Annotated in this window: 10 protein-coding genes; 8 read left to right on the top strand and 2 right to left on the bottom strand. The window is 40.8% G+C overall.

All coding sequences use genetic code 11. From position 1 onward, the window contains the following. Window positions 1-1185, top strand: a complete 1185-nt coding sequence (locus tag GM920_RS02540) for an AGE family epimerase/isomerase (RefSeq protein WP_182953125.1) — start codon at window positions 1-3, stop codon at window positions 1183-1185. Between the two features lie 25 nt (window positions 1186-1210). Beyond that, window positions 1211-3205, top strand: coding sequence for a beta-N-acetylhexosaminidase (locus GM920_RS02545; protein ID WP_182953126.1), 1995 nt, complete (start codon window positions 1211-1213; stop codon window positions 3203-3205). Here GM920_RS02545 and GM920_RS02550 read toward each other — a convergent pair. Next, complete coding sequence (locus tag GM920_RS02550) at window positions 3200-3928, bottom strand: arylesterase (RefSeq protein ID WP_182953128.1); 729 nt, start codon at window positions 3926-3928, stop codon at window positions 3200-3202. The two genes, GM920_RS02545 and GM920_RS02550, sit on opposite strands and share 6 nt — an antisense overlap. Before the next feature lie 162 nt (window positions 3929-4090). Here GM920_RS02550 and GM920_RS02555 point away from each other — a divergent pair, with 162 nt between their 5' ends. From GM920_RS02555 to GM920_RS02570, 4 genes are all read left to right on the top strand, one after another. Continuing rightward, window positions 4091-4780: an ABC transporter ATP-binding protein gene (locus GM920_RS02555; RefSeq protein WP_182953130.1), complete on the top strand. Its 690-nt coding sequence runs from the start codon at window positions 4091-4093 to the stop codon at window positions 4778-4780. Further along, complete coding sequence (locus GM920_RS02560; protein WP_202986021.1) at window positions 4773-7340, top strand: ABC transporter permease; 2568 nt, start codon at window positions 4773-4775, stop codon at window positions 7338-7340. Before GM920_RS02555 ends, GM920_RS02560 begins: the two co-directional genes overlap by 8 nt. A 10-nt stretch (window positions 7341-7350) precedes the next feature. Further along, on the top strand, window positions 7351-7722 hold the full coding sequence (locus tag GM920_RS02565; protein ID WP_182953132.1) for a DUF2784 domain-containing protein: 372 nt from the start codon (window positions 7351-7353) through the stop codon (window positions 7720-7722). Between the two features lie 191 nt (window positions 7723-7913). Beyond that, window positions 7914-8663, top strand: coding sequence for a hypothetical protein (locus tag GM920_RS02570; protein WP_182953134.1), 750 nt, complete (start codon window positions 7914-7916; stop codon window positions 8661-8663). Here the strand turns inward: GM920_RS02570 and GM920_RS02575 are convergent. Further along, window positions 8660-9520 (bottom strand): HD domain-containing protein, encoded by an 861-nt coding sequence (locus GM920_RS02575; RefSeq protein ID WP_182953135.1) that lies wholly within the window; start codon window positions 9518-9520, stop codon window positions 8660-8662. The two genes, GM920_RS02570 and GM920_RS02575, sit on opposite strands and share 4 nt — an antisense overlap. A gap of 161 nt (window positions 9521-9681) precedes the next feature. Here GM920_RS02575 and GM920_RS02580 point away from each other — a divergent pair, with 161 nt between their 5' ends. Together GM920_RS02580 and GM920_RS02585 are read left to right on the top strand one after the other, a co-directional pair. After that, on the top strand, window positions 9682-10872 hold the full coding sequence (locus tag GM920_RS02580) for an MFS transporter (protein ID WP_182953137.1): 1191 nt from the start codon (window positions 9682-9684) through the stop codon (window positions 10870-10872). Window positions 10873-10980: 108 nt separating this feature from the next. Next, window positions 10981-12666 (top strand): sodium/sugar symporter, encoded by a 1686-nt coding sequence (locus tag GM920_RS02585; protein ID WP_182953139.1) that lies wholly within the window; start codon window positions 10981-10983, stop codon window positions 12664-12666. The last annotated feature ends 59 nt before the right edge of the window (window positions 12667-12725 follow it).

The raw sequence follows: 12725 nt of genomic DNA on the forward strand, positions 1-12725 counted from the left end.
ATGAACTACACTAAAGAAGACCTGACCGGATTACAACAGTTTTATAACCATCAACTTTTAAATGATACCGTTCCTTTTTGGTTTCCAAGATCTGTGGATACCGAATTTGGTGGGTACCTGTTAATGAGAGATCAGGATGGTACACTGATAGATGATGATAAAGCTGTTTGGATACAAGGGAGAGCGGCATGGTTGCTTTCTACTTTATACAATACCATAGAACCGAAAAAAGAGTGGTTATCAGCCGCAAAATCAGGGATAGATTTCTTGAACAAATATTGCTTTGATGACGATGGACAGATGTTTTTTCATGTGACCAGAGATGGTCAGCCAATTAGAAAACGTAGGTATTATTTTTCAGAAACCTTTGCCGTGATTGCCAATGCAGCTTATGCAAAAGCCAGTGGTGATCCTGCAGCAGCAGAAATGGCTAGATATCTTTTTGGAAAGTGTATTGAGTACTCCACAACGCCAGGTTTATTGGCGCCTAAATTTACAGGAACCAGACCTACGAAAGGAATTGGAGTGCCTATGATTATGATGAACACCGCACAACAATTGAGGGAAACCATTGGAGATCCGCGTTGCAATGAATGGATTGATAAGTGGATTGCTGAGATTGAGACCTATTTTGTGAAGGATGATATTCGTTGTGTGATGGAGCAAGTGGCACCTGATGGCAGTATTGTGGATCATATCGATGGAAGAACACTTAATCCTGGTCACGCAATTGAAGGCGCCTGGTTTATTCTTCATGAAGCTAAATACAGAAATAATGATCCAAAGCTGATCGCATTGGGCTGTAAAATGCTGGATTATATGTGGGAACGCGGATGGGATAAAGAACATGGAGGTATTTTATATTTCAAGGATGTATACGATAAACCAGTACAGGAATACTGGCAGGACATGAAGTTCTGGTGGCCGCATAATGAGGTGATTATTGCCACTTTATTAGCCTATACGATCACTGGTGATGAAAAATATGCAAAATGGCATAAAATGGTCCACGACTATGCATATGGTCATTTTCATGATAAAAAGAACGGAGAATGGTTTGGATACTTACATAAAGATGGAACCCTGGCGCAAACGGCTAAAGGAAACTTGTTTAAAGGACCTTTTCATCTACCAAGGCAAGAATGGTATTGTGCAGCGTTGTTAACAGAATATCTTAAGAAATAAATTTTATTATTCCTGAATTATAATTATGTTTATCCGTAACCTTTTAATACTGACCATCGTGCTGCTCTCCATCGATATGTTGTATGCCCAAGCCCCAACTCTGAAAGAGGACCAGCGGGCAATACCTGCTTTAATGCCGCTTCCTCAGCGACTTGAAAAGAAAAGCGGTGTATTTGATTTCAAAAGTTGTAAGGTAATTGTAGTCCGGGATGAACATTTTCTTCCTGAAGCCAAGCTCTTGCAAAAAGTGCTTAAAAGTCAGGGGATAGAAGTTAAAATAGGAACACAGGTTCCGGAAGGTTCAGCATACCTGGTCTTTGATAAAGATGAAATGCTGGATGCAGAGTTTAAACAGGAGGCCTATCGTCTTACGGTAAACCCTGATAAAGTTGTGATCAAAGGCCTGACCAGAAAAGGGGTTTTCTACGGAATTCAAACTTTAAAACAGCTAATTGCTTTAGATAAAAAGGCGGTTGCTTGTGATATCGTCGATTGGCCTGCGTTCTCCTGGAGAGGATACATGGTGGATGTAGGACGTAATTTCCAATCTGTCGCCATGCTCAAACAGCAAATAGATGTAATGGCTGCCTATAAGCTGAATATTTTTCATTTTCATGCGACAGAAGACATCGCATGGAGACTGGAAAGTAAGCTCTATCCGCAATTAACAGCTCCGGAAACGATGCTGCGCAATAAAGGTGATTTTTATACCGTAGCCCAAATAAAAGAGCTGATTGCTTATTGTAAAGAACGAAATATTCTACTCGTGCCGGAAATTGATATGCCCGGACATAGTGATGCTTTCAAAAGGGCGATGAAAACGGAAATGCAAAGCGATACCGGCTTGAACATTGTAAAAAACCTTTTAAAAGAATTCATTAAAACTTATAACCTTCCTTATGTACATATTGGTGCGGATGAAGTTAAAATTACCAATGTAAACTTCCTTCCCGAAGTAACAAAAGTGATTGAGCAGCTCGGTAAAAAAGTAATCGGATGGGAGCCCGGTGGGAATTTTACGGAGAGTACCATCCGACAATTGTGGATGGAGGGTGCAACGAAAGTGAGTAAGAATAAAAACATTCAATACATCGATTCAAGACACCTTTACCTGAACCATATGGATCCATTGGAGAGTGTGGCGACGATCTTCAATAGGAAGATTTCCAACTTAGATAAAGGCAATGCAAATGCTTTGGGTGGTGTAATTTGTAATTGGCCAGACCGTAATATAGGAAAGCAAGAAGACGCATTGACGCAAAATCCAGTTTACCCTTCGATCCTTGCGTTTTCTGAACGCAGTTGGAGAGGAGGAGGGATTCCGGGCTGGATGGCCAAAATTGGAAAACCTGGATCTACAGAAGCACTTGATTTTAGGGAATTTGAAAGTCGGTTGATGCAGCATAAAGAACGCTATTTTACGCGTTTACCTTTTCCTTATGTGGCTCAATCTGACATCAGCTGGAAGCTGATTGGTCCATTTGCCAATGGTGGAAATTTAACCGCTTCATTTGATCCGGAATCAGCTAATGTAAATAAGGATAGTCTTCCTGCAGCCATGGAAGTGTTAGGTGGAACTATCATACTCAGACATTGGTGGACGCCACAGGTGACGGGAGTATTGGATAAGCCTCAGGAAAACACCACTTGGTATGCCTACCGTAAAATATGGAGTGAGGAGGAGGAAACCAAAGGTTTTTGGATCGGTTTTAACAATATGTCCAGATCTTATGCTTCCAGTTCTCCAGAAAAAGGGACTTGGGATAATCGCAAAAGTACTGTTCATGTGAATGGTCTGTTGATTGATCCACCCGCATGGAAACAGGCAGGTTTATCAGGAAACATGGAAATTCCACTGATAGATGAGGGGTATGAGTTCAGAGCGCCAACAAAAATAACCTTAAAAAAGGGCTGGAATGACGTGCTGATCAAATTGCCTATTGCCAGCTTTAAAGGGGTAGATTGGAAAAATCCACAGAAGTGGATGTTCACCTTTGTTGAAGCAAATCCGTCCTTATAAAATGGGCTTTAATTTCGCCCATACATTTTCTGCCAGGATTTTTTGTCCGGCAACTGTAGGGTGAATTCCATCTTTCTGATTCAGCTCTGGTATTCCAGCAACGCCCTGAAGTAGGAAAGGAACCAATATCATATCGTTTTTCCTGGCAAGTTCCGGGAAAAGCGATTTGAACTCATTCGCATATTTAGCGCCCATACTTGGAGGTATCTGCATCCCGGCGAGTACAATCTTTACTTCTGGATATTTTTTCCTTACTTTATCAGTGATCTGCTGTAGGTTGCTTCTAGTATCTGATAAAGGAATTCCTCTCAATCCGTCGTTAGCCCCTAATTCCAGTACCAATATGTCAATAGGTTGCTTTAATAACCAGTCGATTCTGGTGTTGCCTGCCGCAGAGGTTTCTCCGCTTAATCCTGCATTGACCACCTTGTAAGGAAGTTTAACCTCCTTTATTTTTTGTTGTATTAAAGCAGGAAATGCTTCGTTTACCTGTAATCCATAACCCGCAGTGAGGCTGGTTCCAAAACATAGAATGGTTTTTTCTCTTTCTGCGGTTGTACTTGTATTTGCTTGTGCTGCTATTTTGTTTTTTGAAGAAGTATCAGGTTCCGTTTTTCCTGAGGTATCTGTTGATCCCTGGTTTTGTGCACAGGAACTGAATAGCGCCATGGCCGAAAACATAAACATCAAAACAAATGAACCTTTGAAATTAGACTGTAACATATATAATTATTATTTATCGAAGTATCGTAAATGTTTGTTAAAGCCAGTATATTTAACAACAAGCAGTATTGTTGCTGACAAGTTATGCTTTATGCATCACTACAGAATTCAATACTTGCATTCCAGAATCATTATTTTAAGCAAGACTCTAATTACATCACCTTGGAACACATCCTTAACATCCGAAATGTAAGTAAAATTTACGAAAATGCAGGTCATAAATTGACTGTACTTGATCAGATCAACTTTTCCATTCAAACCGGTACTACTGTGGCTATTACTGGTCCTTCGGGAAGTGGAAAGACCACTTTGCTGGGTTTATGTGCAGGATTAGACCGTTCAAGTTCAGGGACAGTTTCTCTAAATGGCATCGATTTAGATCATTTAACAGAGGATGAAAGGGCAGCAGTAAGAAATCGATATGTGGGTTTTATCTTTCAGAACTTCCAGCTTTTACCTACGCTTACTGCATTGGAAAATGTGATGGTACCCTTAGAATTGAGAGGGGAAAGGAACATCAAGAAACATGCATTGGATTTGTTGGATAAGGTTGGGCTTGCTGATCGCTCAGGTCACTATCCGGTACAGCTATCTGGTGGGGAGCAGCAACGGGTCTCTCTAGCCAGAGCATTTTCAAATCAGCCGGCCATATTATTTGCGGATGAGCCCACAGGGAATCTGGACGCTGAAACCAGTGATAAAGTAATTAAGTTGTTGTTCGATTTGAATAAGGAAGCAGGAACAACCTTGGTGATTGTTACCCATGATCTGGATCTGGCCGCAAAAACCAATAGGATGATCAAATTAAAAGGAGGTGTAGTTGTTGCTGATTTAGAATTGAACCATGCCTGAGCTTAATTTCAACATTAAAAGACCGATAAATTATTCCTGGTTAGTAAAAATGGCCTGGCGGGATTCAAGGAAGAATCGCTCCAGACTTTTACTGTTCATGTCCTCCATTATTCTGGGGATTGCAGCACTTGTAGCGGTTTATTCCTTTAAAGCCAATTTACAAAGAGACATTGATGAACAAGCAAAAACACTAACCGGTGCGGATTTGATCATTCAGAGTCGCAGACCATTGAGTCCTGCTGTTACGGCCTTGCTAGATACCTTAGGTCTGCATCGTGCAAAGGAGAAAAATTTTGTCTCCATGGTCTATTTTCCGAAAGGGGAAGGTAGTCGCTTGGTTGAAGTTAAGGCTTTAACAGGTGATTATCCTTTTTATGGCAGCATCGAAACAAAACCAGTTGCCGCTGCCAAAACTTTTAAAAAAGGTAGAAGGGCATTGGTCGATCATACCTTGATGCTGCAATATCAAGCAAAGCCCGGAGACTCCATCAAGATCGGGAACCTGAGTTTTGCAATTGAAGGCAGCCTGGAAAGTGTGCCCGGACAAACGGGCATTACAAGTATGGTGACTCCAGTGGTTTATATCCCATTGGAATACCTGGAGCAAACTGGTCTGATGCAACTGGGAAGTAGGATTCAGTCCCGTTATTTTTACCAATATAAAGACGTTTCTGGCGTAAACAGTGATTTAAAGCGGCATCAGCAATTGCTGGATAAGGAACAGTTGAGTTATGAAACGGTTGCGACAAAGAAAGAAAGTACCAGTAGGGCTTTTAAAAACCTGAATCAATTCCTGGCTTTATCAGGGTTTATCGCGTTGTTATTGGGGTGTATTGGCGTAGGCACCTCGATTCAAGTTTACATCAAAGAGAAATTAGGCGCCATTGCCACCTTAAGGTGCCTGGGTTTAAATGCAAAAGAAGCTTTTTTGATTTACCTGATTCAGGTTGGGGTGATTGGCCTACTCGGTGCCATTGCCGGTGCTTTTCTGGGCACAGTGCTACAGTTTTTACTGCCCGTAGTCTTAAAGGATTTTATCCCGGTTGAATTGTCTATGGGTGTCTCTTGGGCAGCAATTGGACAAGGTTTAGCCACAGGCTTAGTCATTTCAGTTTTATTTGCCATGCCATCCCTGATTTCCGTTCGAAGTATTTCTCCTTTAAATGCGATAAGAGCTTCTTTTGAGGAAGCAAAACCTAGGCGAGATTTCCTAAAATGGTTGGTTTACTTGTTAATCATTGCCTTCGTCTATGGCTTTACTTATTTGCAGATGAACAATGGGATGCAAGCATTAGCGTTTCTAGTTGGAATTGTACTTTCATTTTTGCTGCTGATTGGTCAGGCTAAACTCTTGATGGTCATCTTGAGGAAAATGATTCCTCAGCGTATGGCTTATGTTTGGCGTCAGGGCTTTGCGAATCTTTACCGTCCCAATAATCAAACGATGTTACTCAGTGTAGCCATCGGTTTATCGACGCTTTTTATTGTCACGCTTTACCTGGTACAAGGTGTACTTTTAAATAAAGTAGCCGTTTCCGGATCGGAGACAAAATCTAATATGGTGCTTTTTGACATTCAGCCCGCACAAAAAGAACCACTTGTGAAGTTGTTGAAAGCGGAGCATTTGCCTGTATTAGGACAAGTTCCTATTGTGACAATGAGAATTCTTGAAATTAATGGTAAGACTGCAGCTCAATATGAGGATACAACAGCTAAAGAACCTGGAAATCGAACACCCAGAGCTTTTAGTGGGGAGATTAGAGCCACTTATCAGGCCGATTTAAGACCGACAGAGCTGTTGACTGAGGGTAAATGGACTGGAACCACTACGGAGAATGGAACTGTTTTCATATCATTAGAAAAAGCCTATGCAGATCGGATTAAAGTGAAAATTGGAGATTCGATCGTATTTGATGTTCAAGGATTACCATTAAAGACAAAAGTGGGTAGTTTCAGGTCAGTAAATTGGAATACCGTACAACCAAACTTCAGGGTAGCATTTCCTACAGGTGTATTGGAACAAGCCCCACAGTTTTATGTATTCATGACAAATGTACCTGCTGCAGAACGTTCCGCTGATTTACAATCTAAGGTATTGAGACAATTCCCTAATGTTTCAATTGTTAATTTAGATATGATTGTTAAAACTATTGAAAATCTGTTAGATAAGATTAATTTTGTGATCCGATTTATGGCTGGTTTTAGCATGGCTACCGGATGGATTGTCTTGCTTTCTTCGGTCATGAGTAGCAAGGGGCAGCGGTTAAAAGAAAGCGTTTTGCTGCGAACTATGGGGGCCAGCAGGAAGCAAATTATGACCATTACTGGTTTGGAATATCTCTTCCTGGGCTTCATTGCTACCGCTGCAGGAATCATCCTTGCATTACTCGGAAGTTGGGCACTTGCTGAATTTGCACTTCAAAGTAATTATGCGCCAGAGCTCTTGCCTTTATTGGTATTTCTGTTCGCTATACCCTTATTGGTCATGCTAACAGGCCTGTACAGCAGTAGAAGTGTGTTAAACCAACCACCTTTGCAGATCTTAAGAAAAGAATCCTAAAATACGTTAGATGAGTTTAGTTGCCCTCGATTACTTTTATACCCTGCTCCATTTGTTAATTATTGGATTTAACCTCTTTGCCTGGGCATTTCCGGCCACAAGAAAGCTACACCTATATGGTGTAGCGCTAACCTTAGGTTGCTGGTTGATTCTAGGGATCTGGTACGGAATTGGCTATTGCCCGATCACAGATTGGCAGTGGCAGGTAAAGGAGCAACTTGGAGAAAATAACCTGCCCAATTCTTTTGTGAAATACTATGGAGATCTGGTAACCGGTTCCGATATCAACCCAGTACTTATTGATGGTCTAACACTTGGTCTGTTCCTGATTTCAATCTCCATTTCTGTTTATCTTAATTTTTTTATTAAAAAAACAAGATAAAAACGGAGCTGTAAATGAGTACTGTAACAGCTCTGTTACTCTGGTGTTTATCGGACAATCCACTTCCGCACAGCCGATTGTTCCACGATAACGAGGATGTTATTGGATGAATTTCCCCTCTAAATCCCTACTTTTAGAAAAATTACCCATAAAAAACGCGTTTGATTATCGTTTTGTTAATGCCATGATTTATGAAAAAATACCTGATAATCCCTCTTTTTTTTGCTGCTGCGACCTGGAGTTCCTGCTCTTCAGTATATATGCCTAACGTTCCAAATACGCCCATGTTGAGCGCTAAAGGTGAGCTGAGTGCCGGAGCACACATATCGCCAAAAGGAAATGCAAGTATCAACGGCGCTTATGCGGTTTCTAATCATTTTGGTGTATTGTTTAGCGGTTCCTACATGAAAAATGAGCGAACAAGAAAGGATTTTCGCCATAAGTTAGTGGAGATTGGCGGTGGATACATTGATACCTTTGGGCCGGATAACAACCGGATTATTGAGATCTATGCCGGTTATGGTGGGGGTAGTGCCAATCGGAATTTTAGAGAATTTGATAATGATGTGCTGATCAGCAATAGCCAGGAGGAGGTGACCTTTACAAAAACGTTTATCCAGGTAAACTACAGCTCTAAAAAGAACAGCTACCTCAACTTGTTTGGAAATAGATATGCTTTAAACTACGGTACTGCGATTAGGATTAGCCATGTAGGTATGAATACCTTTCTCATTAACAATATAGGACAGCCGAAAGAAGACAACATGTTCATTGAGCCTGTTTTCTTTACCCGCATGAAGTTAAGTGATGCAGTACAGCTTCAATACACCTCCAGCGGTAACTTCGGACTAAAAGACCGAAAGTTTATGACTGCTGGAAATTCCATTTTCACCATCGGTGCAGTGGTTAACCTGGGTGGTAAAAAGAAAGTCACCAATTAGGAAATAGATAACATGGCTTTAAGGTTCCTGAGTTTGGTGGTTATCGTGCTTCCTTTTTTCAGGAAGGCTGGGTAGCCTTTTAAAGTTTTAATGGCTTTAACAGCCTCATATCCCAATGCGATGCTTCTGATTTTGTTCAAAAGAAAAGTATCATCCTTAAATAAGTCCGCTTCCTGTAAAAAGCCATTTTTTAGGAAATCCCGGATCAATACCGCCATTTGTTGATTGGCATAAAGATGCAAGGGAAGCTGAAATACTTCCTTTTTTAATCGTTCATAAAGGGTATTGATCCAATCCACTTGCTCCTTATTGGTCACCACAATCTGCCCATGTTGCATCCTGATGTGTTCCAAAAATAAGATCGCCGCCGGTCTATTGATTAATCCCGCATGAATGGAATCGCGAAGGGTATAATCCAATCGGTCTGCACAAAGATCAGGGAGCGGTTGCTCCAGAACCGGGAACTCCCCATCTAAGATCTGATTCAGGTGATAACCGTGTTTTTGGAGTAAAGCAGGAATTTCTGAATTCATCAGGACCTCTGCAAACATTTCCTCATGGTAATTCTCTTCCTTGTTTTTAAACACGTAATCGCAAACATGAGAAAAGGCCGTATGGGAAATGTCGTGTAGTAAACCGGCAATTTGTTCCAATTCAGTGCCACCAAGCCTCCTGATCAACAACATCACGCCAATTGAATGTTCCAATCGGGTATGACTAATCTCTGGATTTACTAAAAAGATCGCGCCACTTTGATGGATTCCCCCCAATCTTTTTAATGCTGGACTAGCCAGTAAATCAGCAAAAACTGCAGGAAGTTCTACATTTCCATAAAGCAAATCATTTACAATTACCATGTTTTTTGAATTAAAAACGTTTAACAATGAATCAATTGAGTACCAATGCGGATGCAATTATACTAATTATTTTAGTTTTATTATGAAAAATGCTAATATAAATAGATGGTTCTTAAGACAGTTTTTCTACTTATCTTTGGCCAATCATTCATCATTTCTCCATGCAACAATCTTCCGATTCTATCTATACCTTCCAATTTGGTCTGGTTTGTTTAAGCTCATTTCTCTTTTCTGCCAGCTTCAATATGTTGATCCCAGAGCTGCCTGCTTATTTAACGGCGATGGGTGGTGCAGAGTACAAAGGATTTATCATTGCGCTTTTTACGCTTACCGCCGGGATTTCAAGGCCGTTTAGCGGAAAACTGACTGATACCATTGGGAGGGTGCCGGTAATGGCAGTAGGATCCTTAGTTTGCTTTTTATGCGGCTTCCTTTATCCCATGCTAACCACCGTTGCAGGTTTTCTGTTTTTAAGATTAATTCACGGCTTTTCTACCGGATTTAAGCCTACAGCTACCGCAGCTTATGTGGCAGATCTAGTGCCGGTTAACAGGTGGGGAGAAGCCATGGGGGTACACGGGGTTTGTTTTAGTACCGGACTCGCTATTGGCCCTGCAATTGGCAGTTTAATCACAGACCATTTTGACATTAACATCTTGTTTTACTGTTCTTCTCTTTTCGCCCTCTTGTCTATTGTCATTCTGGCGAATATGAAAGAAACACTTCCCAATAAAGAGAAGTTCAAGTTTAGCCATTTGAAAATTAACAGGAAAGATATTGTGGAATGGAAGGTGATTCCAGCGGTTATTATCATTTTCATGACTTATATCAGTTATGGTGCTATCCTCACGGTGATTTCTGATTGGAGTAAGGCTTTGGGCACCAGTAACAAGGGATTATTCTTTATGGTGTTTACCTTAACCTCTCTTTTGATTCGATTCGTGGCAGGTAAGGCCTCCGATAAATACGGAAGGCCAGTGATCCTTAAATTCTCTTTAGTACTCCTGGCTGCTTCGACGCTCTGGATCGCCCTGGCAGACTCTTCTTTCATGCTGATGTCGGCTTCTGCTTTGTATGGTGTAGCCACTGGAATGCTATCCCCAACGGCAACAGCATGGACCGTGGATCTGAGTGATCCTCATCACCGTGGTAAAGCTATGGCCACCATGTATATCGCGCTTGAAGCCGGAATTGGCTTAGGTGCTTTACTAGCCGGATGGTTGTTTATTGATGATCTGGCCATGATTCCAGTTACTTTTTATGCTTGTACAGGAATTACGCTGATGGCATTGGTTTACCTGCAATTTATCTATAAACCGCTAAGTTTAAAGCCAGAACAGCTGCTGAAATAATCAATGCCTTTTGATCTAGCTAAAATTAATTCAGCTTTTCTGTTGTTTTCTGAAAAGTTATGTCAAATAAATTTATATTTTAGCCAGCTAATCAATATTTAAACCACAATGAGCGGACTTCACAAATACGATTACATCGTATTTTTTATTTACTTCATTATCGTATCTTCTTACGGCTTTTGGATTTATTACAAAAAGAAAACTGCATCGGCAGATTCCAAAGATTACTTTTTAGCAGAGGGTTCTTTAACCTGGTGGGCCATTGGAGCCTCACTGATCGCTTCTAATATTTCTGCTGAGCAGATGATTGGAATGAGTGGTTCAGGCTTTAAGCTCGGACTAGCGATTTCCGCTTATGAATGGATGGCTTCTGCAACTTTAATCATTGTAGCCGTGTTCTTTATGCCGGTTTACCTAAAGAATAAAATCTTTACCATGCCCCAGTTTTTAAGTCAACGTTACAATGAAAAAGTAGCGATGATCATGGCGGTATTCTGGTTGATGTTATATATCGTTGTAAACTTAATGTCTATTCTTTACCTAGGGGCCTTGGCCATTAGTGGTATATCAGGATTAGATTTAACCGCCTGTATTCTTGCCCTGGCAATTTTTGCCATTTTCATCACCCTTGGTGGGATGAAAGTAATTGGATACACGGATGTAATTCAAGTGTTCTTTTTAATCTTGGGTGGTCTGGTAGCTACTTACCTTGCTTTAAACCTGATTTCAGGTGGTGAGGGGATCATCAAAGGTTTCGGTGTACTAAGAACTGGTGCCTCAGAACATTTCCACTTGATTTTCAAAAAAGACAATCCTAATTACATGGACCTTCCAGGTTTAAGTGTATTGATCGGTGGGATGTGGATCGCAAACTTAAGTTACTGGGGATGTAACCAGTACATCACGCAAAGAGCATTGGGTGCTTCTTTACCAGTTGCAAGAGCCGGACTTCTTTTTGCAGCTTTCCTTAAAATGTTAATGCCGGTCATCGTAGTGATTCCTGGTATCGCCGTATATTATATCGTTAAAGAGAACGTTGGCGGCATCAAAGCAGGAGATTTATTGACTGCCTCTGGTGTGGAAGATCCTAATAAAGCATATCCTGCATTATTAGGTCTGTTGCCAATCGGCTTAAAAGGGCTTTCCTTTGCAGCTTTAACGGCAGCAATTGTAGCTTCCCTTGCTGGAAAAGCAAATAGTATCGCAACGATCTTTACCCTGGATATTTATAAAAAAGCATTTAATCCAGGAGCAGGAGAACGCACGATGGTTAACGTGGGTAAAATCACAGTAGTGGTTTCTATGTTGATGGCAGTAGTGCTTTCACTGATTGTGGGTGATGCGTTAATGGGAGAAGGAAAACAAGGTTTCCAATACATTCAGGAGTATACCGGATTCGTATCGCCAGGTATTTTTGCAATGTTCATTCTTGGATTCTTCTGGAAGAAAACAACTTCTAATGCAGCATTATTCGCTACTATAGGTGGTTTTATCGTATCTGTACTCCTTAAATTCTTACCAGGATGGGTTGATCTATCTGGTTTACATGAATATGGATGGGCAATAGCCAATTCAACTGGTGTATTTGAGATTCCATTTATGGATAGAATGTTGATCGTTTTCGCGGTTTGTATTCTAGGAATGTACCTGATCAGTATTTATGAAGGTAAAAAAGGTGTAGTGACCAATGGATTAGAGATTGATGCTAAAATGTTTAGAGTGTCGACTTCATTTGCCGTAGGTGCCTTAATCATCTTTGCGATGATTGTAGCCTTGTATTCTGCTTTCTGGTAGCAGATCGTAAATTACAAGATAAAAAAAGGGGTTTCTGTTAAGAAACCCCTTTTTTTATG

It is taken from the genome of Pedobacter gandavensis (assembly GCF_014172405.1).
GTDB lineage: Bacteria > Bacteroidota > Bacteroidia > Sphingobacteriales > Sphingobacteriaceae > Pedobacter > Pedobacter gandavensis.